General features: G+C 34.3%; 28 protein-coding genes and 1 pseudogene. All 29 read left to right on the forward strand.

What is annotated here, in order from left to right:
* The first annotated feature begins 16 nt into the window (after positions 1 to 16).
* Complete coding sequence (locus Q2T46_RS10380) at positions 17 to 1,081, forward strand: ABC transporter permease (RefSeq protein WP_303265537.1); 1,065 nt, start codon at positions 17 to 19, stop codon at positions 1,079 to 1,081.
* A 322-nt stretch (positions 1,082 to 1,403) separates the two neighbouring features.
* Positions 1,404 to 2,354 carry a ribokinase gene (gene rbsK, locus Q2T46_RS10385; protein ID WP_303265536.1) on the forward strand — a complete coding sequence of 317 codons (951 nt, stop codon included), beginning with the start codon at positions 1,404 to 1,406 and terminating at the stop codon, positions 2,352 to 2,354.
* On the forward strand, positions 2,329 to 2,724 hold the full coding sequence (rbsD, locus tag Q2T46_RS10390; RefSeq protein ID WP_303265535.1) for a D-ribose pyranase: 396 nt from the start codon (positions 2,329 to 2,331) through the stop codon (positions 2,722 to 2,724). The genes rbsK and rbsD overlap by 26 nt, the downstream gene beginning before the upstream one ends.
* Positions 2,725 to 2,809: 85 nt before the next feature.
* Positions 2,810 to 3,058, forward strand: a pseudogene (locus Q2T46_RS10395) (DUF4351 domain-containing protein); the annotation flags it as partial.
* Positions 3,059 to 3,241: 183 nt separating this feature from the next.
* Positions 3,242 to 4,003, forward strand: coding sequence for a DeoR/GlpR family DNA-binding transcription regulator (locus Q2T46_RS10400; protein ID WP_303265534.1), 762 nt, complete (start codon positions 3,242 to 3,244; stop codon positions 4,001 to 4,003).
* A gap of 153 nt (positions 4,004 to 4,156) precedes the next feature.
* Positions 4,157 to 4,936: a class II aldolase/adducin family protein gene (locus Q2T46_RS10405; protein ID WP_303265533.1), complete on the forward strand. Its 780-nt coding sequence runs from the start codon at positions 4,157 to 4,159 to the stop codon at positions 4,934 to 4,936.
* A 34-nt stretch (positions 4,937 to 4,970) separates the two neighbouring features.
* Positions 4,971 to 6,635 carry a propanediol/glycerol family dehydratase large subunit gene (locus Q2T46_RS10410; RefSeq protein ID WP_303265532.1) on the forward strand — a complete coding sequence of 555 codons (1,665 nt, stop codon included), beginning with the start codon at positions 4,971 to 4,973 and terminating at the stop codon, positions 6,633 to 6,635.
* A 13-nt stretch (positions 6,636 to 6,648) separates the two neighbouring features.
* Complete coding sequence (locus Q2T46_RS10415) at positions 6,649 to 7,275, forward strand: propanediol/glycerol family dehydratase medium subunit (RefSeq protein ID WP_303265531.1); 627 nt, start codon at positions 6,649 to 6,651, stop codon at positions 7,273 to 7,275.
* Positions 7,272 to 7,691, forward strand: a complete 420-nt coding sequence (locus Q2T46_RS10420; RefSeq protein WP_303265530.1) for a diol dehydratase small subunit — start codon at positions 7,272 to 7,274, stop codon at positions 7,689 to 7,691. Before Q2T46_RS10415 ends, Q2T46_RS10420 begins: the two co-directional genes overlap by 4 nt.
* A gap of 13 nt (positions 7,692 to 7,704) precedes the next feature.
* Complete coding sequence (locus tag Q2T46_RS10425; protein ID WP_253666752.1) at positions 7,705 to 9,522, forward strand: diol dehydratase reactivase subunit alpha; 1,818 nt, start codon at positions 7,705 to 7,707, stop codon at positions 9,520 to 9,522.
* Positions 9,523 to 9,526: 4 nt separating this feature from the next.
* Positions 9,527 to 9,865, forward strand: a complete 339-nt coding sequence (locus Q2T46_RS10430; protein WP_303265529.1) for a glycerol dehydratase reactivase beta/small subunit family protein — start codon at positions 9,527 to 9,529, stop codon at positions 9,863 to 9,865.
* Between the two features lie 11 nt (positions 9,866 to 9,876).
* On the forward strand, positions 9,877 to 10,848 hold the full coding sequence (locus Q2T46_RS10435; RefSeq protein WP_303265528.1) for a cob(I)yrinic acid a,c-diamide adenosyltransferase: 972 nt from the start codon (positions 9,877 to 9,879) through the stop codon (positions 10,846 to 10,848).
* Complete coding sequence (locus Q2T46_RS10440) at positions 10,845 to 12,248, forward strand: aldehyde dehydrogenase family protein (protein ID WP_303265527.1); 1,404 nt, start codon at positions 10,845 to 10,847, stop codon at positions 12,246 to 12,248. The genes Q2T46_RS10435 and Q2T46_RS10440 overlap by 4 nt, the downstream gene beginning before the upstream one ends.
* Before the next feature lie 11 nt (positions 12,249 to 12,259).
* Positions 12,260 to 13,471, forward strand: coding sequence for a zinc-binding dehydrogenase (locus Q2T46_RS10445; RefSeq protein ID WP_303265526.1), 1,212 nt, complete (start codon positions 12,260 to 12,262; stop codon positions 13,469 to 13,471).
* 5 nt (positions 13,472 to 13,476) lie between these two features.
* Positions 13,477 to 13,785, forward strand: coding sequence for a BMC domain-containing protein (locus Q2T46_RS10450; RefSeq protein WP_253666757.1), 309 nt, complete (start codon positions 13,477 to 13,479; stop codon positions 13,783 to 13,785).
* A 27-nt stretch (positions 13,786 to 13,812) separates the two neighbouring features.
* On the forward strand, positions 13,813 to 14,091 hold the full coding sequence (pduA, locus tag Q2T46_RS10455) for a propanediol utilization microcompartment protein PduA (protein ID WP_253666758.1): 279 nt from the start codon (positions 13,813 to 13,815) through the stop codon (positions 14,089 to 14,091).
* Between the two features lie 45 nt (positions 14,092 to 14,136).
* Entirely contained in the window at positions 14,137 to 14,454 is a 318-nt protein-coding gene (locus tag Q2T46_RS10460) for a BMC domain-containing protein (RefSeq protein ID WP_253666759.1), read from the forward strand.
* A 124-nt stretch (positions 14,455 to 14,578) separates the two neighbouring features.
* Positions 14,579 to 14,857 (forward strand): BMC domain-containing protein, encoded by a 279-nt coding sequence (locus tag Q2T46_RS10465; protein ID WP_253666776.1) that lies wholly within the window; start codon positions 14,579 to 14,581, stop codon positions 14,855 to 14,857.
* A 10-nt stretch (positions 14,858 to 14,867) separates the two neighbouring features.
* Complete coding sequence (gene pduL / locus Q2T46_RS10470; RefSeq protein WP_253666760.1) at positions 14,868 to 15,500, forward strand: phosphate propanoyltransferase; 633 nt, start codon at positions 14,868 to 14,870, stop codon at positions 15,498 to 15,500.
* Between the two features lie 19 nt (positions 15,501 to 15,519).
* On the forward strand, positions 15,520 to 15,798 hold the full coding sequence (locus Q2T46_RS10475) for a EutN/CcmL family microcompartment protein (protein WP_303265525.1): 279 nt from the start codon (positions 15,520 to 15,522) through the stop codon (positions 15,796 to 15,798).
* An 18-nt stretch (positions 15,799 to 15,816) separates the two neighbouring features.
* A complete protein-coding gene (locus Q2T46_RS10480) occupies positions 15,817 to 17,166 on the forward strand; it encodes a 4Fe-4S dicluster domain-containing protein (protein ID WP_303265524.1) in 1,350 nt (449 codons plus the stop codon).
* A complete protein-coding gene (locus Q2T46_RS10485; protein WP_303265523.1) occupies positions 17,159 to 17,707 on the forward strand; it encodes a BMC domain-containing protein in 549 nt (182 codons plus the stop codon). The genes Q2T46_RS10480 and Q2T46_RS10485 overlap by 8 nt, the downstream gene beginning before the upstream one ends.
* 258 nt (positions 17,708 to 17,965) lie before the next feature.
* Entirely contained in the window at positions 17,966 to 19,462 is a 1,497-nt protein-coding gene (locus tag Q2T46_RS10490) for an L-fucose/L-arabinose isomerase family protein (RefSeq protein WP_303265522.1), read from the forward strand.
* Between the two features lie 59 nt (positions 19,463 to 19,521).
* Entirely contained in the window at positions 19,522 to 21,030 is a 1,509-nt protein-coding gene (locus tag Q2T46_RS10495) for a sugar ABC transporter ATP-binding protein (protein ID WP_399388600.1), read from the forward strand.
* A gap of 37 nt (positions 21,031 to 21,067) precedes the next feature.
* The gene (locus Q2T46_RS10500; protein WP_399388604.1) at positions 21,068 to 22,090 is read left to right on the forward strand and encodes an ABC transporter permease; all 1,023 of its coding nucleotides are present in this window, start codon (positions 21,068 to 21,070) and stop codon (positions 22,088 to 22,090) included.
* A complete protein-coding gene (locus Q2T46_RS10505; protein WP_303265519.1) occupies positions 22,077 to 23,063 on the forward strand; it encodes an ABC transporter permease in 987 nt (328 codons plus the stop codon). The genes Q2T46_RS10500 and Q2T46_RS10505 overlap by 14 nt, the downstream gene beginning before the upstream one ends.
* Positions 23,064 to 23,161: 98 nt before the next feature.
* Positions 23,162 to 24,247, forward strand: a complete 1,086-nt coding sequence (gene rhaS / locus Q2T46_RS10510) for a rhamnose ABC transporter substrate-binding protein (protein ID WP_303265518.1) — start codon at positions 23,162 to 23,164, stop codon at positions 24,245 to 24,247.
* An 88-nt stretch (positions 24,248 to 24,335) separates the two neighbouring features.
* A complete protein-coding gene (locus Q2T46_RS10515) occupies positions 24,336 to 24,662 on the forward strand; it encodes an L-rhamnose mutarotase (RefSeq protein WP_303265517.1) in 327 nt (108 codons plus the stop codon).
* Positions 24,663 to 24,709: 47 nt separating this feature from the next.
* Positions 24,710 to 25,987, forward strand: a complete 1,278-nt coding sequence (locus Q2T46_RS10520; RefSeq protein ID WP_303265516.1) for an L-rhamnose isomerase — start codon at positions 24,710 to 24,712, stop codon at positions 25,985 to 25,987.
* The last annotated feature ends 3 nt before the right edge of the window (positions 25,988 to 25,990 follow it).

A 25,990-nucleotide genomic window follows, 5' to 3' on the forward strand; every position in this document is an offset into this window, starting at 1 on the left:
AGGAGCATGGTGAAATATGGAAAAAATTGCTAATTCTAAACAAAAAGAAAAAAAGAAGAACAGTTTGTCAATTGGGATGTTATTACTTAAAGTTCGAACATTTGTTGTATTAGCTATTCTTTTAATAGTATTCAGTTTTGTTGCACCGAATTTTACAAATAAAGAGAGCATAATTCTTATTATTAAGCATGTTGCATTGTATGGTTTGTTGGGCGTAGGAATGACATTGGTAATTATTACTGGAGGTATTGATCTTTCTGTTGGTTCTATAGTTGGCCTTTCTGCGATGATTTCAGGTGGGCTTATATATGAGGGGTTAGCATTACCTATGTTTGGTGTTAAAATATATTTTAATGTTCCGATAATTATAATACTGACATTAATTAGTGGTGTAATAATTGGGCTGATAAATGGTATTGTTATAACAAAATTTAAAGTCACACCTTTTATCACTACTCTTGGCATGCTTTATATTGCAAGAGGTCTTGCTCTGTTGAGATCTAACGGTGCGACTTTTCCTGATCTTACTGGAAAAGCTGAGCTTGGAAATACCGGGTTTCAATTTCTCGGTCAAGGTACGATATTGGGAATTCCAGTAGCAATATGGATTTTTGCTATAATTAGTTTAATTGCAGCATTTTTATTAAAGAAGACACCATTAGGTTGGCATATATATGCAACAGGAGGAAATGAAAATGCTGCAAAATTATCTGGTATTTTGACTGATAGAGTGAAATTATTTGTTTATGCATTTTCTGGGTTATGTGCTGCATTTGTTGGATTAATTGCGGCATCGCAGCTTACTGCAGCTCAACCTGCTACAGGTGAGTCGTGGGAGTTAAGTGCAATTGCTGCATCAGTACTTGGTGGTACATCTATGATGGGTGGAGTTGGTACAATTGGAGGTGCAGTTATTGGTGCTTTAATTATTGGTGTTATAAATGATGGTATGGTAATGAGTGGTGTTTCTGAATTTTGGCAACAAGTAATAAGAGGTTCGGTTATTATCATAGCTGTAATTGTGGATCAGGTGCAAAGAAATATGGAAGCTAAGATGGCACTTGAGCAAAAAAATGCATAATATACAATCAAGAATTGATAAGCTTTGGATAGACTTTCAAATATTTGTGGTTGGATTTAAATAAAAATGTTAGATTTTGAGATGCGGGTTTTAATTTAATTAAAATAAAGTGAGACATAAGCTTATTTATTGTATTGCTGATAATTTTATAGCAATCAATAAAAAGCAATGTCTCATTATATATTGTAATCTGCTGTATCAATATATTAATAATTATTTTTGTAAGCAAATTCTGAAGAAAAACTGAGCTAAAAACGCAAAGTTAAAAATAAGTTTTCTTAATAACTATAGAATAGATTTCATGTGGAGATGAATCAATATTATGAATAATATTTTGGTTGTAGGAAGTATTAATATGGACATTGTTGCTAGAGTCGAGCATATACCCCAAATTGGTGAAACAGTCATTGCAAGAGAAGTAAAGTACTTTTATGGAGGTAAAGGTGCGAATCAAGCAGTTTCTATAGCAAAGCTTAAAGGAAATGTAATTATGATAGGAAGGGTAGGAAATGATGGATATGGTAAGGACATAATAGAAAATTTAAAAAAACATAATGTAAAAATAGATGGAATCGAAGTAGATAATCAAAAAAAAACGGGTACTGCTTTTATATATGTAAGTGATAAAGGTGAAAATAATATTGTTGTAAATCAAGGTGCTAATAAAAATTTAGATGTAGAACAGATAAAAAGACATGTTTCATTATTTGAAAATGTAAAATTTTGCATACTACAATTGGAAATCCCAATTGAGACAATTAAATATGTTGTTGAAATTTGTAACAAAAGAAATATAAAAATAATATTAAATCCGGCACCTGCAAGAGAAATCCCTGAGGCGATATTAAACAAAATATATATACTAACTCCCAATAAAACTGAATTATCAATTTTAACTAATAAAATTATTAAAACACAGGAAGATGTTGATAATGCTTCGATCATGTTGATAGATAAAGGGGTAGAAAATGTAATAACAACTTTAGGAGATGAAGGTTGCTATTTTAAGAATAGATTTGAATCTTGTTATTTTCCTGCAATTAAAGTAAAGCCTGTAGATACAACAGGGGCTGGTGATTCTTTTAATGGGGCACTGTCAGCAGCCTTATGTGATGACATAAACATAAAAAAAGCGATAGAATTTGCAACTTATGTATCTGCTTTAACTGTTACGAAGGAAGGAGCACAAAGTTCTTTTCCTGACAAAATAGAAGTAAATAAATTTATTAATGACAGGAGAAATTACGATGAAAAAAACAAAATTGCTGAATAATGAAATATCAAAGGTTGTTGCAGAATGTGGACATCAAGATTTATTAGTTATATCAGATAGTGGTTTGCCAATACCAGATAGAACAAAAAGAATTGATATTGCTTTAATGCCAGGTATTCCGAGTTTAATAGAAACGCTAGAAGCAGTCCTCACGGAACTTGGCATTGAAAAAGTATATATTGCAAAAGAAATGATAGAACAAAATAATGCTTTGTATGAAAAAATTTTACATGTTTTAAAACAAGACAAAATAGTTATTATAGATCATGAAAAGTTAAAAGAATTAACTAAAATATCAAAAGCCGTTATTAGAACTGGAGAATTTACACCTTATGCAAATATAATACTGCAATCTGGAGTCGAATTTTAATTTGATATTGTAATCCTACTGAAAAAAGTTTATGCTTATACTCATCTTAATAGTAGTGTTTGTAATATTGAGCAGTTGCTTGGCTTTTATGGAGGTGGTAAGAATGTTTAGGATTGAAGAATCTGAGACGTATAAGATGATAATAGAAAAAGGTATGCAAAAAGGTATTGAGAAGGGAATCGAAAAAGGTATAGAAAAAGGCATAGAAAAAGGGGCACAACAAGAAAAAATTGCAATAGCAAGAAAATTATTAAAGGAAGGTATGGACATTGATAAAGTAGCGGACATCACTGAGCTTAGCAAAGATGAGGTAAAAAAATTAATTCAGCACTAAAAAAGTTAATAAGTTGTGGCATACAAAGGTGGTCTTTTAAGCCGCCTTATTTTTTTATCTATAAAATAGCATTTTTAATTATGTTTTTATCTATTTTATATTGCATTATTTGACTAAATGTTGTTTATTGTTGTTTTTTAGTATATAATTTAATTAAAATTTAAAGAAACTGGAGGAAAGTGTATGCTTGCAATAGAACGAAGGAAAAGGATAATGAGGCTTATACAAGAAAATCAGAGCGTTTTAGTTCCAGAATTAAGTAAATTATTTAATGTGACGGAAGAGACAATAAGGAGGGATCTAGAAAAACTTGAAGCCGAGGGGCTTTTAAAGAGGACTTATGGTGGTGCTGTTATAAATGAAAATTCAAGTGCAGATATTCCCCTTAATATAAGGGAAATAACAAATATAGAAAGCAAACAAGCGATCAGTATGAAAGTTGCCGAATACATTGAAGATGGTGACACTCTCTTGCTTGATTCAAGTTCTACAGTCCTCCAAGTAGCAAAGCAGATAAAATTCAAAAAGAAGCTTACAGTCATAACAAATTCGGAAAAGATAATATTAGAATTAGCAAATGCGAAAGATTGCAAAGTTATCTCAACAGGAGGAGTATTAAAACAGAATTCAATGTCGCTAATCGGAAATTTTGCAGAAAATATGATAAGAAATTTCTGTGTAGATAAAGCCATAATATCATCAAAGGGATTTGACATGACAAATGGTATTACGGAGTCAAATGAAATGGAAGCTGAAATAAAAAAAGCCATGGCTGATTCAGCAGAAAAGGTATTTTTGCTGCTTGATCACAACAAATTTGACAAGTCTTCGTTTGTTAAGATGTTTGACTTAAATAAAATAGATTATCTATTTACCGATAGAAAGCTGTCTTTGGAATGGGAAGAATTCTTGAAAAAACACAATATTGATTTAATCTATTGTTAGATGTATCTCACATTTTGTGAGATATTTTTTTTATATGAAATTTTATAATTGACATTTCCTAAATTCGTGATATAATAAAGATAAACAAAATAAAACAGACATAAATCAAAATAAATTCAATAAAAATTAACTTTATTTAAAGGAGGGCAAAAAGTGTATTCTGAATATGAGGTAAAAAAACAGATTTGCGAAATAGGGAAAAGAATCTACATGAATGGATTTGTGGCAGCAAATGACGGAAATATCACTGTAAGAATCGGTGAAAATGAAATAATAACGACACCAACAGGTGTCAGCAAAGGGTTTATGACTCCAGATATGCTATTGAATATTAATTTAAACGGTGAAGTATTAAAATCTTCAGGCGATTATAAGCCGTCTACAGAGATAAAGATGCATCTTAGAGTCTATAGAGAAAGACCAGACGTCAAATCTGTCATACATGCGCATCCGCCGTTTGGTACAAGCTTTGCCATTGTAGGGATCCCGCTTACAAAGCCTATAATGCCAGAAGCTGTCATATCTTTAGGATGTGTTCCCATAGCTGAATACGGCACGCCTTCAACAGAAGAGCTGCCAGATGCTGTCTCTAAATATTTACAGAATTACGATGCGCTTTTATTAGAAAATCATGGTGCGCTGACGTATGGTCCTGACTTGATAAGTGCATACTATAAAATGGAATCACTTGAGTTTTACGCAAAGTTGACTTTCATTTCTACACTTCTCGGCGGTCCAAAAGAATTATCAGATAGCCAAGTAGAAAAGCTTTATGAAATCAGAAGAAAATTCGGTCTGAAAGGAAGACATCCAGGTGATTTATGCAGCATGTTAGGATGCAGTACAAATTCTGCAAAATCGAATGATGACGATATTTCTGAACTTGTGAATGTTATCACTAAAAAAGTATTAGAACAATTGAAATACAATTAAAAACACATATTATTGCGTAAAAGAGGAATTCTCTATGAAACGTTCTAAGAGATTTGAGGTTCTCAGCAAAAGACCTGTAAATCAGGATGGATTTATAAATGAATGGCCAGAGAAAGGCTTTATAGCAATATCTAGTCCAAACGATCCTAAGCCATCAATAAAGATTGAAAATGATAAGATAGTAGAGATGGATGGGAAAAGAAGAGAGGACTTTGACTTTATAGATCTATTTATAGCTGATCATGCCATAAACGTTCATCAGGCTGAAAAATCTATGAAAATGAATTCACTTGATATAGCCAGAATGCTTGTAGATATAAATGTAGAAAGAAAGACTATCATAAAAATAGTTTCGGGGCTCACACCTGCTAAAATAATGGAAGTTGTAAACCATCTTAATGTTGTGGAAATGATGATGGCTATACAGAAAATGCGAGCAAGAAAGATTCCAGCTAATCAAGCACATATTACAAATCTTAAAGATAATCCTGTACAGATTGCAGCGGACGCTGCCGAATGTGCCTTAAGAGGTTTTAGGGAGGAAGAGACAACCGTCGGAGTCACAAAATATGCTCCGTTTAACGCTATAGCATTATTGATAGGATCTCAGACATTAAAAAGAGGTGTGCTTACTCAATGCGCTGTTGAGGAGGCGACGGAGCTTGAATTAGGCATGAGAGGATTTACCACATACGCTGAGACTATATCTGTTTATGGAACTGAAAGTGTTTTTATAGATGGTGACGATACACCTTACTCGAAAGCATTTCTCGCTTCTGCCTATGCATCGAGAGGATTAAAGATGAGGTTTACATCTGGGACAGGTTCAGAAGTGCTTATGGGAAATGCAGAAGGTAAATCAATGTTGTACCTAGAAATCAGGTGTATCATGGTTACAAAAGGTGCGGGCGTTCAGGGGCTTCAAAACGGTGCAATAAGCTGCATAGGCATAACTAGCTCAGTTCCTTCAGGTGTACGTGCAGTGCTGGCTGAAAACCTTATAGCATCTATGCTTGACTTAGAAGTGGCGTCAGGCAATGATCAGACTTTTACACATTCAGACATAAGAAGGACTGCAAGAACAATTATGCAGTTTTTGCCGGGTACTGATTTTATATTTTCAGGTTATAGTGGAACACCTAATTACGATAACATGTTTGCTGGTTCAAATTTTGACGCAGAAGATTTCGATGACTACAACGTACTGCAAAGAGATTTGATGGTAGATGGCGGATTGAGACCTGTAAAAGAAGAAGATGTGATAAAAGTAAGAAGAAAAGCGGCTAAAGCTTTGCAGGATGTATTTAGAGAGTTAAATCTTGGAGTAGTTACAGATGAAGAAGTAGAAGCAGCAGCATATGCACATGGCAGCAAGGACATGCCTGAAAGAGACGTTTTGTCTGACCTTGAATCAATCGATGAAATGATGAAAAGAGGGATTACAGGCATTGACATCGTAAAGGCTTTATATAGATCTGGACATGAGGACATAGCAGAAAATATTTTAAACATGCTAAAACAGCGCATATCTGGAGATTATTTGCAGACATCAGCTATTCTCGATGAGGATTTTAATGTTATAAGCGCTATAAATTGTCCAAATGATTACTTAGGACCTGGAACAGGATATAGAATTGACAAAGATAGATGGGAAGAGATAAAAAATATTCCTTACACCATTAATCCTGACAATTTGTAAAGATGGTGAAAAAATGTACGTGGATGAAGATTTATTAAAAGAAATAACTAAACGGGTCATAGAAGAAATAAATAAGAAGCAGAAAACTGATAATGTGCCTTCGTATTTTATTGAAAATGGAATTGCCCATAAGGGTAAAAATATAAAGGAAGTCGTCATTGGAGTTGGACCTGCATTTGGGAAGCATATAAAAAAGACTATAAATGGCCTTGACCATAAAGATGTCATAAAAGAAATAATTGCAGGCATCGAAGAAGAAGGCATGGTTCCTAGGATTATAAGAGTTCTAAAGACATCTGATGTTGCGTTCATAGGCAAAGAAGCTGCTTTATTAAGTGGGTCAGGAATAGGTATAGGCATACAATCAAAAGGTACGACAGTGATTCATCAAAAAGATCTATATCCTTTAAGCAATCTTGAACTATTTCCACAAGCTCCACTGTTAAATTTAGAATTATATAGGGAAATAGGCAAAAATGCAGCAAGGTATGCTAAGGGAATGATGGTAAAGCCTATATTAATTCAAAATGATTACATGGTGAGACCTAAATATCAAGTGAAAGCTGCTATAATGCATATAAAAGAGACTGAAAAGATATTGAAAAATGCTCAATCAATCGAATTGACGGTAGATTTATGAAAGTTAGGATGATAAATATGGAAGAGTATCCGCTGTCAAAGAGTGCTTTTGATAAATTAGTGACAAAAACAGGCAAACATTTAAATGAAATCAATATAGAAAATGTAATGATGGGAAACGTAAAACCTGACGATATTAAGATTTCAAAAGAAGTACTTCTAATGCAAGGGAAAATTGCAGAAAGATACGGCAAACACCAGATGAAGGAAAATTTCACAAGAGCATCGGAGCTTACAGATGTTCCAGATAAAAAGATTTTGGAAATATATGAAAGCTTAAGACCCTTCAGGGCAACAAAAGAAGAACTTATAAACCTTGCTTACGAATTAAGAGATAAGTACAATGCCATTAACTGTGCGAACTTGATACTTGAAGCTGCTGAAGTATATGAAAAAAGAAACATTTTGAGAACTTAAAGGGGCTTTTTAGATGAAACTTATAGCAGGTGTTGATATTGGCAATTCTACAACAGAAGTATGTATTGCTGGCGTAAAAGATGACAATACGATGGAATTTTTAAGCAGTTCTCTGACAGCAACAACAGGCGTAAAAGGCACTGTAGACAATGTGACGGGGATTATAAATGGATTAACCGAAGCTTTAAAAAAGATTGATAAAAATATAATCGATTTAAGCCTTATTAGAATCAATGAAGCTACACCGGTTGTCTGTGGTGCGGCTATGGAGACAATAACTGAGACTGTTATCACTGGTTCTACCATGATAGGTCATAATCCATCTACGCCAGGTGGTGTTGGGCTTGGAGTAGGAGAAACGATACATATAAAAGATTTGTCTGGTGCTATGAAAGAAAAAAGTTACATTGTGGTCATACCTAAGGAAATCGGCTATGAAGAAGCTTCAAAAATCATAAACATGTCATTTGAAAACGATATTGATGTAAAAGCTGTCATAGTCCAAAATGATGAAGCAGTTTTAATCAACAACAGACTAAAAAAGACTATACCAATTGTGGACGAAGTAAGACAGATAGAGAAGATTCCATTAGGAGTTGTAGCGGCTGTAGAGGTAGCACCGGAAGGCAAGTCCATAAGCACGCTATCAAATCCTTATGGTATCGCAACAATATTTGATCTTACTCCAGAAGAGACAAAGTACGTCATACCGATTTCGAAAAGTTTGATTGGGAAAAAGTCGGCAGTGGTTATAAAAACGCCAAAAGGACAAGTAAAGGAGAGGATAATTCCAGCGGGAAACCTCTTAATCATAGGGTCTAATATGTCATCAAAAGTAAGTGTTGATTCTGGCGCTGAAGCTATAATGGAATCAGTTGAGGAAGTTGGTACAATTGATGATGTAGAAGGTGAAAAAAATACAAATGTTGGAAATATGATAAAAAATCTAAAAAGCAAAATGTCAAGTATTACCGGTCAAAAAATAGACAAGGTAAAGATTAAAGACATTTTTGCGGTTGACACAACCGTTCCTGTTAAAGTAGAAGGTGGGCTTGCTGGTGAGACTTCAATGGAGAAAGCAGTTGTATTGGCGGCCATGGTAAAGACAGATATGCTTCCTATGAGAGAGATTGCAGAAAGGCTTCAAAGAGAATTAGGAGTGTTTGTAAAAATAGCTGGGGTAGAAGCTGTGATGGCCGCATTAGGCGCATTGACTACTCCTGGTACCAAATTGCCACTTGCAATACTGGATATTGGTGGAGGATCTACAGATGCAGCCTTGATTGATGAAAAAGGCATTGTAAAATCTATACACATGGCAGGTGCTGGAGAATTAGTCACAATGCTTATTGATTCAGAATTAGGATTAAATGATAGATATTTGTCAGAAGAAATAAAAAAGAACCCGATTGGAAAAGTTGAAAGTTTATTTCACATAAGAATGGAAAATAGGGAGATAAAGTTTTTTGATAAACCCTTAAATCCTCGATATTATGGGAGGATCGTGATTTTAAAAGAAAATGATATGATTCCTATATTTAAAGAAGATTTGACTATGGAAAAGATTATTTACGTACGAAGACAAGCAAAATATAAAGTCTTTGTAAAAAATGCTCTCAGAGCTTTAACAAAAATTGCTCCGGGAAATAATTTAAGGCAAATACCAAATGTCGTATTAGTCGGAGGTTCTGCTTTGGATTTTGAAATTCCGGAGATGATTTTGACTGAGCTATCAAACTATAAAATCATAGCAGGTAGGGGAAATATAAGAAAAGTCGAAGGTCCAAGAAACGCTGTAGCAACAGGTCTTGTGATGTCTTATTTAGGGTGATTTTATGGAATTTATAATACCTCAAATTGTGATTTTTTCGAATACAGAAAACAGAGACTTAATAAATGAAGTTATAGCTGGCATCGAAGAAGAAGGTGCGTTATATAGATTAGCTGCCAATGAGTGCACTGATGTTGTGAAAATGGCTTATGATGCGGCAAAAGCATCTGTATTAGGTGTAGGCATAGGCATTGCCGGGGATTCAATATGCATGCATTGCAAAAATTTAGAGTTGGATATGCCTTTGTTTTTTACAGAGACAGATATGTATTTAAATCCTCGGATTATTGGCTGTAATGCCGCAAGATATGTTAAAGGTTTGCCACTAAAATACATTGATTAGCAGGTGGTACAATGAGTGTTTATACTAAAACTGGTGATGATGGAAATACATTTCTATTAAATGGAGATAGAGTATCAAAATATGATTTAAGAATAAAAGCTTTGGGAAATTTAGATGAATTGACAAGCCATCTCGGATATATAAAAGCAAAAATAAAAGACGATGAGATAAAAAAGGAAATAGAGAAAGCACAGATTAATATTAAGATGATTCTTTCTGAAATTGCTGACGGTAAAAGTGATAAATGGCATCTATCAGAAGATGATGTATTGGCTATTGAAAGATTAATAGACAATTATCAGAATGCAATGCAGATTCAAGATAAGTTTATTCTCCCTGGAGAAAATGAAATTTCTGCATTAGTGGACATTGCAAGAGCTATAGCAAGGAGAACAGAGAGAATTTTAATAGAAGTTGATAAGAAATATCCTCTGGATATTAATTCTAAAGTGTATATTAATAGATTATCCGATTATTTGTTTGTTTTGGCAAGGTACATGGAAGTAAGAGGCAAAATAGAGGAGAAAGTGACAAGTATTATAAAAGAACAATATAAAAAAGTAGATAAAGACTTGAAATTAAATTTAAATATCGCAAAAAAGTTAATGGAAAAGGTAGAAAAGAAGGCTGAAAGCATGGAGCTTCCAGTTGCTATTGCAATAGTCGACATGCATGGCAATTTGATAGCAGCGCATTTTATGGATGGAACACTTATAGAAAGCATGAATTTAGCCATAAATAAAGCTTATACATCTGTAGCACTTAAAATGGCAACTCATGAGCTTTCAAAGCTTACACAGCCGGGCCAGCCTCTTTACGGGATCAATACAACTGACAATAGAATTGTAGTATTTGGTGGAGGCTGCCCTATAAAATATCATGGCAAAATTATCGGTGGTATAGGCGTAAGCGGTGGAACGGTAGAACAGGATATCGAACTTTCCCTTTATGGTGCAGATGTATTTGAGGAGGTTATATCATGAAAGTTAAAGAGGAAGATATTGAAGCGATTGTCAAAAAAATCTTATCGGAATTTAATCTTGAAAAGACTACCAGTAAGTATGGGGATGTTGGAATATTTCAAGATATGAATGATGCTATTAGTGCTGCAAAAGATGCCCAGAAAAAATTGAGGAATATGCCCATGGAATCGAGAGAAAAGATTATACAGAATATAAGAAAAAAGATTATGGAGAACAAAAAAATACTTGCAGAAATGGGCGTTAGAGAAACTGGCATGGGGAGAGTAGAGCACAAAATAGTCAAACATGAACTCGTAGCACTTAAGACACCAGGTACAGAAGATATAACAACTACAGCATGGTCAGGTGATAAAGGACTGACATTAGTTGAAATGGGGCCGTTTGGTGTAATAGGTGCGATTACTCCATCAACAAATCCAAGTGAAACTGTCCTTTGCAATAGCATTGGAATGATAGCAGCGGGCAATTCTGTTGTCTTTAATCCACATCCAGGTGCAGTAAATGTTTCTAATTTTGCTGTTAAGTTAGTAAATGAGGCGGTTGTAGAAGTCGGTGGACCTGAGAATTTGGCTGTATCAGTTGAAAAGCCAACACTTGAAACAGGGAATATAATGTTCAAAAGTCCTGATATTCCACTATTAGTTGCAACTGGCGGACCTGGCGTAGTTACAGCAGTTCTTTCATCTGGTAAAAGAGCTATTGGTGCCGGAGCTGGAAATCCACCAGTTGTAGTTGACGAGACTGCAGATATCAAAAAGGCTGCGAAAGACATTATCGATGGTGCTACATTTGACAACAATTTACCTTGCATTGCTGAGAAAGAAGTAGTATCTGTAGATAAAATAACAGATGAGCTTATTTATTACATGCAAAAGAATGGATGCTACAAGATTGAAGGAAAAGAAATCGAAAAACTCATTGAGCTTGTATTAGATCACAAAGGTGGCAAAACAACATTAAATAGGAAATGGGTCGGCAAAGATGCTCATTTAATATTAAAAGCCATAGGCGTAGATGTTGATGAGAGCGTAAGGTGCATAATTTTTGAGGCTGAAAAAGATAATCCGCTGGTGGTAGAAGAGCTAATGATGCCTATTTTAGGAATAGTAAGAGCTAAAAATGTTGATGAAGCTATAATGATTGCGACAGAATTAGAACACGGCAATAGACATTCAGCACATATGCATTCAAAAAACGTGGACAACTTAACAAAGTTTGGCAAAATCATTGACACTGCTATATTTGTCAAGAATGCGCCATCGTACGCTGCATTGGGATATGGCGGTGAAGGTTACTGTACATTCACGATTGCAAGCAGAACAGGTGAAGGATTGACATCTGCAAGGACTTTTACCAAAAGCAGAAGATGTGTGTTGGCAGATGGATTATCAATAAGATAGGAGAGGATAATATGGAAGTCAATCAGATAGACATTGAGGAAATAGTGAAAAAAATATTAAATGATTTGAAAAATGAGCCTAAAGAGAATATTAAAGAGAACAATTCAACATTACCATCTACATGTAGAGCAGCCGTACTTACAGAAGTTAAAAAAATAGAAGTAAAGGAATTTAACATCCCAGAAATAAATGATGATGAAATGCTTGTTAAGGTAGAGGGATGCGGCGTATGCGGCACGGATGTGCATGAGTACAAAGGAGATCCATTTGGCCTTATACCATTAGTTTTAGGACATGAAGGAACAGGCGAGATAGTCAAACTGGGGAAAAACGTAAGACGTGACTCTGCAGGCAAAGAAGTTAGAAAAGGAGATAAGATCGTTACATCTGTAGTTCCGTGCGGTGAATGCGATATATGCTTAAATCATCCAGATAAGACAAATTTGTGTGAGAATTCAAAGATCTATGGTTTAATACCTGATGATAATTATCATTTAAATGGTTGGTTTTCAGAGTACATCGTCATAAGAAAAAATTCAACATTTTATAAAGTTAATGATATGAATCTTAATTTGAGGCTTCTTGTAGAGCCGGCGGCAGTAGTTGTACATGCGGTAGAACGTGCAAAATCGACAGGCCTTTTAAAATTCAACAGTAAAGTTCTCGTACAAGGTTGCGGTCCTATAGGATTACTGTTGCTTTCAGTTGTAAAGACGCTTGGAGTAGAAAATATCATAGCGGTTGATGGTGATGAAAATAGACTAAATATGGCTAAAAGATTAGGTGCTACAGAACTCGTTAATTTTACTAAATACAGCAATGTTGATGAACTTGTTGAAGCTGTTAAAAAGGCAAGCGATGGAATTGGCGCAGATTTCGCATTTCAATGTACAGGCGTTCCTTCTGCAGCATCTAATATTTGGAAGTTTGTAAGACGAGGAGGTGGTTTATGCGAAGTTGGATTTTTTGTAAATAATGGTGATTGTAAGATAAATCCCCATTATGATATTTGCAATAAAGAAATAACAGCAGTTGGCTCATGGACTTACACCCCTCAAGATTATTTGACAACTTTTGATTTTCTTAAAAGAGCTAAAGAAATAGGACTTCCGATTGAAGAGTTGATAACACATAAGTTTTCACTTGATAAGATGAATGAAGCGATGGAAGTCAATATGAAGCAGGAAGGAATAAAAGTAGTGTATATAAATGACAGATTTTAGGTGATATGATGCAAGCTGTCGGATTAATCGAAGTGTATGGATTGGTAGCGGCATTTGTAGCAGCAGATGCTGCATGCAAAAAAGCAAATGTCGTAATAGAGTCTTTCGATAATAATAAGCCATTAAACGCTGAAGCATTGCCAGTTCCATTGATAATAGTTGTTAAACTTAGAGGAGATCTTGAGAATGTAAAAATAGCAGTTGATGCTGCAGTTGATGCAGCAAATAAAATATCTGGAGTAGTTTCCACAGATATAATAGCAAAACCTGAGAATGATACTGAAAAGCTATTAAAACTAAATTGTCTAAAATAAAAAATAGAATTGAGGAGGATTTTAAATATGGTACAGGAAGCATTGGGAATGGTAGAAACGAGAGGATTGGTTGCAGCAATAGAAGCGGCAGATGCTATGGTTAAGGCTGCAGATGTGACATTGATAGGAACTGAAAAAATAGGTTCAGGACTTGTAACTGTCATGGTAAGAGGAGATGTTGGTGCAGTAAAAGCTGCGACAGAAGTTGGTGCAAGTGCAGCTTCAAAATTAGGTGAATTAGTGGCTGTCCATGTAATACCGAGACCTCACACTGATGTTGAAAAGATACTACCAACACTGAAATAATTTACACGTGTCAGCTTTTTGCTGACACATTTAGGAGTGCAATAAATGTATGCAATTGGACTTATTGAAGTAAATGGATTTGTCACAGCAGTGGAAACACTGGATGCTATGTTAAAAACAGCAAATATAGAGTTTATGACATGGGAGAAAAAACTTGGAGGCAGACTTGTGACGATCATTATTAAAGGAGAAGTTTCGGCTGTCCAAGAAGCAATTTCAAATGGCAAAAATAAAGCTGACAAAATTACGCGCACAGTTGCACATGCGGTGATTCCAAATCCTCATTCAGAAACCATGAGGATGATAAATATTAGCGCAGAAAAGCTATTTAAAGTAGATGGTGGTGAAATAAATGAGTTCTGAAGAAAAAGAGACGAATATTAAGGAGAATAAAAGTGAATTAGGCACAAAGCTTAGAGAATCTGAGCAGAGGCAAAAAAATAATTTGATAAAAACTTCAAATAAAGAAATCAAGGAGGAAATGATCATGGAACAACAAGCATTGGGAATGGTAGAAACAAGAGGATTGGTTGCAGCAATCGAAGCGGCAGATACAATGGTAAAGGCTGCTAATGTAACATTGATAGGTACTGAAAAAATAGGATCAGGGCTTGTAACTGTTATGGTAAGAGGAGATGTTGGAGCTGTTAAAGCAGCAACAGAAACTGGAGCAAATGCAGCTAAAAAACTTGGAGAATTGGTTGCTGTTCATGTAATACCAAGACCTCATGCTGATGTAGAGAAAATATTGCCTACAATAAAGTAGTGTGATAACGATGGACGAAAAATTGATAGAAATCATATCAAAGACGATAGCGAATACGCTTAGTGAAAGGAATTCATTGAAGATACCAGTGGGCGTTTCGGCACGCCATGTACATCTGACTAAAGAACATTTGGAGATATTGTTTGGCAAAGATTATATGTTAAAAAAGAAGAAAGAATTGATGGGTGGACAGTTTGCAGCAGAGGAATATGTGACAATTATCGGTTACAAATTAAATGCTATTGAGAAAGTGAGAGTTTTGGGTCCTTTAAGAGATAAAACGCAGGTAGAAATATCGAAGACTGATGCAATAAGTTTAGGGTTAAACCCTCCTATACGGGAATCAGGTGATATAAAAGGTTCATCGCCAATCACAATCGTAGGGCCGAAAGGCGCAATATCATTAAAAGAAGGATGTATAATAGCCAAAAGACATATTCACATGTCACCGGAAGATTCCAAAAGATTTAATGTTTTAGACAATGACAGAGTTTCTGTAAAAGTGAAAGGTGAACGAGGCGGTATTTTTGAAAATGTGCATATAAGGGTTGGAGAAAAATTTACCCTTGAGATGCATATCGACACAGATGAAGCTAATTGCATGGGGATAAAAAGTGGCGATTTTGTTGAAATTGTTAGATAAAAATAGGAGTTGAAAAAAATTGATAATAGCTAAAGTTATTGGTACAGTTATTTCTACCCGCAAAAATCAAAATTTAATAGGCAATAAATTTTTAATAGTAGAACCCATAAGTGAAATGAATTATGACAATAAAAATAGGGTTGTCGCAATAGATAATGTAGGTGCAGGTGTAGGAGAAATAGTTATCGTCGTTTTTGGAAGTTCGGCTAGGATTGGATGTGGTGTGCCAGATTCGCCTGTAGATGCAGCAATTGTCGGTATAGTTGACAGTATAAAAGATGTGATAATTGAGGATTAGTTTATCTGGGGTGAGGAAATGAATATTGATGAACTTAAAAATATTGTCTTTGAAAATGGGATAGTTGGCGCAGGTGGTGCTGGATTTCCTACACATGCAAAGCTCAGCGCTGGAGTTGATACAGTCATCTTAAATGGTGCTGAATGTGAACCGCTTTTGAGAGTTGATAGGCAGTTGCTTGCCGTATATACTGATGAAATATTAATGACTTTATCCCTTATAGTTGATACATTAGGTGCTAAATGTGGCTTAGTAGCGATAAAATCAGCATACAAGGCTGCAATTGGTTCAGTTAAGAACTCAATTGGTAATTATAAAAACTTAGAGTTAAAGGTATTGCCAGACGTTTATCCTGCTGGCGACGAAGTTGTATTAATATATGAAACGACTGGTAGAATTGTGCCAGAAGGTTCTATACCTATCTCTGTTGGAACTATTGTAATGAATGTGGAAACTGTGCTTAATGTTTATAATGCTATTTATTTAAAACACCCAGTCACAGAAAAATATGTAACTGTAACTGGAAATGTCAAATGTCCTAGTACATTTAAAGTAAAAGTAGGCACATCTGTGGCTGAGCTTATTGAAAAAGCAGGAGGATGCTTAGAAGAAGATTATGAAATAATAATGGGTGGTCCCATGACTGGGAAAATAGTTGATAGAAAAGCCCCAATAACAAAAACAACAAAAGCTATTATTGCTCTCCCAAAAGACCACCCTGTGATAACAAAAAGAAAGACAAACATAAGCATAGAGTTAAAACGTGCAATGTCTGTTTGCTCTCAATGCCAAATGTGTACAAATTTATGCCCAAGACACCTGTTAGGACATTCTATAGAACCTCATAAGGTTATGAATGCAGTTGCAAATGGCATTATTGCTGATACCACTGCATACACGATAACTATGTTATGCTCTGAATGCGGATTATGTGAAATGTATTCGTGTCATCAAAGTTTGTCGCCGAGAAAAATAATAAGTCAAATAAAAACAAAATTAAGGCAAAATGGTGTAAAAAATCCTCATAGTAAAAAGCCAGAAAAAGCTAATATTATGAGAAATGAAAGGTTAGTTCCAATGGAAAGACTTATATCAAGACTTGCACTTAATAAATATAATGTTGATGCACCATTAAGCGCTGATACTATTGTTCCTTCAGGTTCTGTCATTATGCAATTGAACCAACATGTTGGAGTAGCAGCAAATCCTGTAGTAAAAGTTGGAGACATGGTGAAAGAAGGAGATTTAATAGGCGATATTCCGAATAATAAGCTAGGTGCTAGATTACATGCTAGTGTTGAAGGTGTTATAATAGATGTCACTGACCATAGTGTTGTTATCGAACCGAGAGGTGATTTTAATGGATAAAGCAATAGGATTAGTTGAATACAAATCAGTTGCTACAGGAATAACTGCTGCTGATGATATGGCGAAAACTGCAGACGTCGAAATAATCGAAGCTCAGACAGTTTGCCCAGGCAAATACATCGTTCTATTGAGTGGGAAATTAAGTGCAGTCAATTCAGCTATAGAAAAGGGTATCAGCCAGTATTCAGATAATGTCATTGATAGCTTCATACTTGGGAATCCTCATGAATCAATATATAAAGCTATGAATGGTACTTCTGAAATCAACGGTGTAGAAGCACTTGGCATCATAGAGACATTTTCAGCAGCATCAATAATACTTGCAGCAGATACCGCTGCCAAAACAGCAAAAGTAAACCTTATAGAAATAAGAATAGCAAGGGGAATGTGTGGCAAGTCATACTTGCTGCTTACAGGCGAACTTGCTGCTGTTGAAGCATCAATTAATGCAGGATGCAAAATCTTAGAAAAGTCTGGTATGCTTTTGAATAAATCTGTAATACCAAATCCTGATAAATCTATTTGGGAGAAGATTGTGTGACCATTAAAAAACAGATAAAAAAAGAAAATACAATATATAACATTATTAAAACAAAAAAATAATAAAAAAATTAATAAAAAATATTAAAAACAAGAAGGAATTTAACAAAAAACGTCGAATATATATAATAGTTAAATTAATAAACATATAATTGTTTAGATTAGATGAAAAATAATAAATTATTTTTATTTAAGAAAGATGTAAAAATGCTTTATTATAGAATTAGGTAAACGTTGAATTAGGGAGGATTTAAGCGTAATGATTAAATTAGTAAAACCAATTAATAAGGCTAAAATAGGTTTATATACAGTTGGTTTAAAAGCCTATTGGAATCAATTTGAAGGTTTGAAAGAGAGAATAATAGAGTATGGGAAATTTATTGAATCTCGTTTATGTGATTTGGGAGAGGTTTACAACTTTGGACTTGTTGACGATGAGATAACTGCTAGATGTGCTGGTGAATGGTTTAATTCAAAGAATGTTGATATAGTTTTTTGTCATTCTGCTACGTATTGCACAAGTTCGTCAATGTTACCAGTGCACCAAATTTGCAAGGCGCCTTTAATAATATTAAATTTACAACCTACGGCAAGAATGAATTATGAGAAAACTTCAACAGGTGAATGGCTAGCTCATTGTGGTGCATGTCCTGTTCCTGAATTTACAAATGCTTTGAATCGTTCAGGAATTAGATATAGAATTGTTAATGGATTGCTTGGCATGGATAAAACACCTGAGATATCAGTTACAGATGAAAACACATCGCAAAGAAAAGAAGCATTAAGAGCATGGAAAGAGATTAGCGAGTGGGTTCAAGCGGCTACTGTGAAACGAACATTACAATATAGTCGTTTTGGCTTTCTTGGAAATAATTATAGTGGGATGTTGGATATGTATAGTGACTTTACAATGGTTCAAGCGCAATTTGGAATACATGTTGAGATTTTAGAGATGGATGATTTAAATAGATGCTTGGATAAAGTCACTCAAGATGAAATTGAAGAAAAAATGATGCAAGTAAATGAATTTTTTCAAATCAGTGGTGATTCGCCATCTGATCCAATAGCAAAAAAACCATCTGATGAACAATTGGAATGGTCATGTAAAGTTGCTGCAGCACAAGAAAGATTAGTAAAAGAATATGATCTTGACGCACTTGCTTATTATTATCATGGGTATGAAGGCAGTTTCTATGAAAAATTGCAAAGTGGATTTATTGTTGGTCATTCAATACTTACTGCAGAAGGAGTGCCTTGTGCAGGTGAAGGAGATTTAAAAACTGCTATTGCAATGAAAATATGTGATATTTTAGGAAAAGGCGGTAGTTTTTCGGAAATAGTAGCTGTTGATTATGATTTAGAGACAATTATAATGGGACATGATGGACCATTTCATATTCTAATTTCGGATGGTAAACCTATATTAAGAGGTATGGGATTATACCATGGGAAAAAAGGTAGCGGAGTTTCGGTAGAAGCAAAAGTAATTTCTGGTGCTGTTACTACTCTTGGAATAACCCAAACAGTTGATAGGAAAATGAAAATGATTATAAGTGAGGGAGAAGCGATTAAAGCTCCAATATTGATGATAGGAAATACTCAAACGCATATTAAATTTAATTGTCATCCAGATGAATATATGAATCGCTGGTTTATAGAAGCACCTACGCATCATTTTGCATTATCTGTAGGTCATAATGCATCTATCTTTGAAAAGATAGCTTATATGCTGGATTTAGATAAAGTCATTATTTGAATACTGTAAAAGTTTTCTATAATTTTAATAATTCATAGATGTGGGAGATGATAAGTGATATGTCTGATTATATTTTAGAACTAAAGGGAATTAAAAAAGAATTTCCTGGAGTTAAGGCATTAGATGATGTACATTTTCAGCTAAAAGAAGGTGAAGTTCATGCGCTGATGGGGGAGAATGGAGCTGGAAAGTCTACATTTATTAAAATAATAACTGGAGTGTATTCTCCAGATGATGGTGAAATTTATGTAAATGGGCAAAAAGTAATTTTGAGGAGTCCGAGAGATGCTCAGAGATTAGGAATTGCAGCTATTTATCAACAAGTTACATGCTATCCAGATTTAAGTGTCACTGAAAATATTTTTATGGGTCATGAAAAAATAAAGAAAGGATTCAACAGAATTTTATGGAATGAAATGCATGAAGAAGCAAACAAGTTATTAAAAGAATTAGGCTCTGATATTGATCCAAAAACTTTAATGGGTGAGCTTACTGTAGCTCAACAACAAATTGTTGAAATTGCTAAAGCGATTTCAACAAAAGCAAGAATAATAATTATGGATGAACCGACGGCATCTCTTACAAATAGAGAATGTGAAGAATTGTACAGAATAACAGAGCAATTAAAAAATAATGGTGTTTCTGTAATTTTTATTACACATAGGATGGAAGATTTGTATAGGTTAGCGGAAAGAGTTACTGTATTCAGAGATGGTAAATATATTGGAACATGGGGCGTCAACGAAATTTCAGAAAATGATTTAATTGCAGCTATGGTTGGTCGCAAAATATCACAACTATTTCCTAAAAAAGAAACAATAATTGGTGATGAACTTCTGCGTGTTGAAGGTCTTGGTAAAATGGGATATTTCGATAATGTTTCTTTTACGCTTCATAAAGGAGAGATTCTTGGATTAGCAGGTCTTGTTGGTGCCGGGAGGAGTGAAGTTTGCCAAGCTATATTTGGAATTTTGCCAATTGATAAGGGAAAAATTTATTTAGAAGGAAAGGAAGTACAAATAAATAATCCATGGGAAGCTATGGAACTTGGTATTGGTTACCTTCCTGAAGATCGTCAAAAGCAGGGCCTAATTCTTCAATGGAGTATCGGAATGAATATAACATTAGCAACACTTGAGAAAATTAATAATAGTGTTTGGATAAATAAATCTAAAGAAGCAAAAGTAGCTGAGGATATGGCAAAGAAAGTGAATGTAAAAGCTAATAGTATTTATAGTCTTGCAAGTACGTTGTCTGGTGGTAACCAACAAAAAGTAGTTGTTGCTAAATTGCTGAGTGCGAATTTGAAAGTATTGATTATTGACGAACCAACAAAAGGCATTGATGTTGGTGCAAAAGCTGCCATTCATGAGATGATGAGTGATTTAGCTTGTCAAGGTTATGGAATTATAATGGTGTCTTCTGAAATGCCAGAAGTACTTGGAATGAGTGACAATATAGTTGTTATGCATGAGGGTAAAGTAACAGCTATTCTAAGTAGAAAAGATGCAACACAAGAATTAATTCTTGATGCGGCAATGCATAATAGAAAGATAAGTATTGCTTAGAAGAGAAGTAGTAATTTTAAAAGAAAGGAAAATGATTATGCTTAAGAAAATTTCAAAGGATGATCATAGAAAATATAATTTTTATAATTTCAAGGAATTAGGCTTAGTAATATTTTTAGTCTTGCTCTGTATAATATTTCAATTAATTAATCCAAGATTTCTAACAGTAGAGAATATTAAGGATTTAATTACCAACACAGCGATATTAAGTATTTTGGCTGTTGGTATGATGCTTGTTCTTGTTACCAGAGGAATTGATCTTTCAATTGGTGCAACACTTGCATTGTCTGGTATGACATCGGCTTTGACAGTAAGTAAATATCAAAGTTTATCCCCGATTGTTGCAATTTTAATTGGTGTTATGATTGGGATGGTTTGTGGCTTTATCGTTGGATTGCTTGTTGCTAAGGCTAAGATTTTGCCGATAATAGCCTCTCTAGGTATGATGAATGTATATAGGGGATTAACATATATAATAAGTGGTGGTAGTTGGGTTAGTGCTGATCAGATGCCATCAAGTTTCAAAAGTATAGCAACAAGTTCAATTTTAGGAATTAATAATTTGATTTTTATAGCTATAATTATTTATCTGTTTTTCTATTATTTTATCAATTATACAAGAACAGGAAGGCAAATTTATGCAGTAGGAAGTAATCCTGATTCTGCTATTATAACTGGCATTAAGATTGACAATGTCTTATTAATGGTTTACACGATTATGGGATTATTAGCAGGACTTGGAGGTGTATTGTGGGTTTCAAAATTTGCTTCTGCTCAAGGTGATACAGCTACTGGTTATGAACTTACTGTAATAGCTTCATGCGTTCTTGGCGGTGTAAGTATTGCAGGTGGTAGTGGTAAAATTATTGGAGTTATTTTAGGGTCATTACTAATAGGGACATTAAACAATGCATTGCCATTAATAAAGGTATCATCTTTCTGGGAACAAGCTATTCAGGGATTCGTTATACTAATTGGAATTTTAATTAATGTTTTTGTAACAAGGAGAGCTAGATACAATAATTTAAAAAGGAGGGCACTAATCAATGGTGGCGAATGATAAGGAGCTTAGCAGCAATAAGATTAGTATTAAGAATTTATTTATGAGTTGGGAATGGATGTTAGTTATAATATTTATAATTGTAAATATTATTAATTCTGTCATTTCTCCATATTATCTAAATGCGGGCCAATTACTTAATGCGACAACTACATTTTTAGCAGAAACTTTTATAGTATTTCCTATGGTTTTTATACTAATTTTAGGCGAGATAGATATTTCAGTTGGATCTACCGTCGCTTTATCTTCTGTTATTATGGCAGCTTTATATAAAGCTGGATTACCGATGGCGATAGCTATATTGATTTCACTTGCTATCGGAATTGTTTGCGGTTTAATAAATGGTTTACTTATTGTTAAATTTAATTTATCTTCAATTATTGTCACATTTACTACTATGACATTATACCGTGGTTTATGTTATGCAATATTAAAAGATCAGGCTATAGGAAATTTTCCTTCGTGGTATAAGTATTTTGGTTGGGGTTCCATTGGTGGAATTCCGTATATGTTAATTGCATTTATAATTACAGCCGTGCTCTATGGATTGTTATTGCATAAGACTACTTTTGGCAGGTATGTTTATGCAATGGGAAATAATATTACTGCTAGTAGATTTTCTGGTATAAAGGTTGACAAAATTAAATTGATGATTTTTATACTTGCAGGTCTTATGTCTTCGGTTACATCAATATTTCTTACTTCTATAATGGGTAGCACTAGACCAGATGTAGCGCTTGGATATGAAATGGATGTAATTACAATGGCTGTTTTTGGTGGTGTAAGTACGGCGGGTGGAAAAGGTGGAATTATTGGACCAATAATATCAATTTTTATAATTGGACTATTACATTATGGACTTGGTCTTATTAATATACCATCAACGACAATGCTTATAGTTGTTGGAGCTTTGTTGATATTTGCGGTAATGATCGCAAATATCAATCAGAATAAAAGTGGGAAAAAATTTTAAGATAGTTATTATTCGATGTTTATACAACAGCGAATGCTGTTAGTATATAAATTTATTTTTAAATAATAAATAAAAATTTTTAGAAAGGATGAATGCTTATGAAAAAATTCAAAAAAGTGTTGGCTTTAGTTTTGTCGCTATTTTTAGTAACATTAACTTTAGTTGCTTGCAGTTCTGGTACAAACTCTACAAATAATACAAATAATAATTCAAAAAATAGTTCTAATGTTAGTAATCAAAGTAATAACGCCAAAAAGAGAATTGCTATTGTTGTAAAGAGTACGGGAAACCCGTATAACGAAAAGGAAATAGAAGGTTTTAAAAATGCTTTAAAAGAGCTCGGTGATGAAGCAATAGTTCAAGAACCAGTACAACCGACAGCTGATGCTCAGATTCAGATAATTCAACAGCTTACAGCACAAAAAGTTGATGCGATAGCAATTGCTGCTAATGATCCTGATGCATTGCAACCTGCTTTACAAAAAGCTATGGATGCTGGTATAAAGGTTCTTTCGTTTGACTCTGCTACAAATGCTCAAAGCCGTATGGTTCATGTCAACCAAGCGGATCCAGAAATGATCGGTCGTACTTTGGTACAGGCAATTGCTACGATGATTGGAGGAAAAGGCCAAATTGCTATTCTAAGCGCTACTTCACAAGCAACAAATCAAAATACATGGATTAGCTGGATGAAGAAAGAATTAGAAAAGCCAGAATATAAAAATATTCAACTTGTTAAAATTGCTTATGGTGACGATCTTCGTGATAAAAGTGTATCTGAAACGCAAGGATTATTACAAGCTTATCCTAATTTAAAAGGGATTATATCCCCAACAACAGTAGGTATTGCAGCAGCTGCGAAAGTTCTCACAGATAAAGGCCTTAAGGGGAAAGTACAATTGACGGGTCTTGGATTGCCAAGTGAAATGGCTGCCTATATTAAAAGCGGTGTATGTCAATGGATGTATTTGTGGAATCCAATAGATGTTGGTTATTTAACAGGATATGCGGCTGATGCTTTGGCTAAAGGTAAAATATCAGGTAAAGTAGGAGATACAATTGATGCTGGTAGATTGGGTTCTAAAGCAGTGGTCAAAGCCGATGATGGAGGAACTCAAACATTACTTGGGGCGCCATTTAAGTTCGACATCAAAAATATAGATGAATGGGCGAAAGTATATTAAATTGATAATAAATAATTTAAATTAATTAAATAGAAACTACGCCTCTTGAGAAAAATTCAAGAGGCGTTTGAAGAGAGGTGTCTTTTAAATGAAAAATAGTCATAAATTTGCTTGGACATGGACTGTAAAGGAAGAGTATGTAGATGAATATGTAAAAATGCATCTTAATCCGTGGCCAGAGATATTAGAAGAGCATCGCAAAGCTGGAATAAAGAACTACTCAATTTTTCAAAATGGGAACCAATTTTTCTATTGTTTCGAATGTGATGATGTCAATGCTGCATTTGATTATATTGCTAAAAGTGAAATTTGCAATAAGTGGAATGCAATAACATCAAAAATGGTGGAGGGCTCATTTGATTTTAATAAAGAGGAGCCTATAAAACCTTTGCGCGAAATATTCTATTTGGAATAGTTTCACATTTTAAAATATACTTATCATTTCTCGAAAGGATGTTTATTATGTATGAAGTAGAAAAAGATAAAATTTTAAGTGATTATTATCATGCAAAAGAGGTTTATGCAAAGTTTGACATAGACACTGATGAAATATTAGAGAAAATGAAAAGGATTCGTATTTCCCTTCACTGTTGGCAAGGTGATGATGTAACTGGATTTGAGAAAAATGCCAATGGATTAAGCGGTGGAGGTATTTTGGCTACGGGAAACTGGCCTGGCAGAGCAAGAAATGGTGAAGAACTGAGGCAAGACATTGAAAAAGCTTTAAGCCTTATACCGGGCAAACACAAAGTAAATTTGCATGCCATTTATGCAGAAACTGATGGTAAATTTGTAGATAGAGATGAAATAAACGTCGAGCATTTTAGAAAATGGATAGACTGGGCGAAAGAAAATGACCTTGGTCTTGACTTTAATCCTACGTTTTTTTCACATCCTAAAGCAAACTCAGGCTATACGCTTTCAAGCAAAGATGAAAATATAAGGAAGTTTTGGATTGAACATAGCAAAAGATGCCGTGAAATTGCAAATGAGATAGGGAAAGAATTAAAAATACAATGTGTAAACGATATTTGGATTCCTGATGGTTCAAAAGATTTGCCTGCTAATCGAATTGAACATAGAAAGATACTTAAAGAATCTTTAGATGAAATATTTTCAGTAAAATACGACAAAACAAACATCATTGATTCTCTAGAAAGCAAATTGTTTGGCATCGGATCTGAAAGCTATGTAGTAGGGTCACATGAATTTTATATGAGCTATGCCTCAAGAAATGATGTAATGTTGTGTCTTGATATGGGGCATTTTCATCCAACAGAAAATATTGCTGATAAGATATCGTCAATACTGATATTTAGTAACAATTTGTTGATTCATGTAAGCCGCGGCGTTCGCTGGGATAGTGATCATGTAGTCATTTTAAATGAAGATTTGCTCTCATTAGCAAAAGAAATAAGAAGATGTAATGCTTATGATAAAGTGTATATTGCTTTGGATTTCTTTGACGCAAGCATAAACAGGATAATGGCATGGGTAATAGGTGCGAGAGCAACTCTGAAAGCTATATTAATATCACTATTAGAGCCTGTACATCTATTGTTGGAAGAAGAAAACAAAGGAAATTTTGGTGCAAGGCTTGCTTTGATGGAAGAATTCAAAACATTGCCATTTTACTCCGTTTGGAACAAATACTGCATGGACGAAAATGTGCCAATTGGTACATCATGGATTGATGTCGTTAAAGATTATGAAAAAGAAATTATAAAAATTAGGGCTTAAAAT

The sequence above is a fragment of the Thermoanaerobacterium sp. CMT5567-10 genome (assembly GCF_030534315.2).
GTDB lineage: Bacteria > Bacillota > Thermoanaerobacteria > Thermoanaerobacterales > Thermoanaerobacteraceae > Thermoanaerobacterium.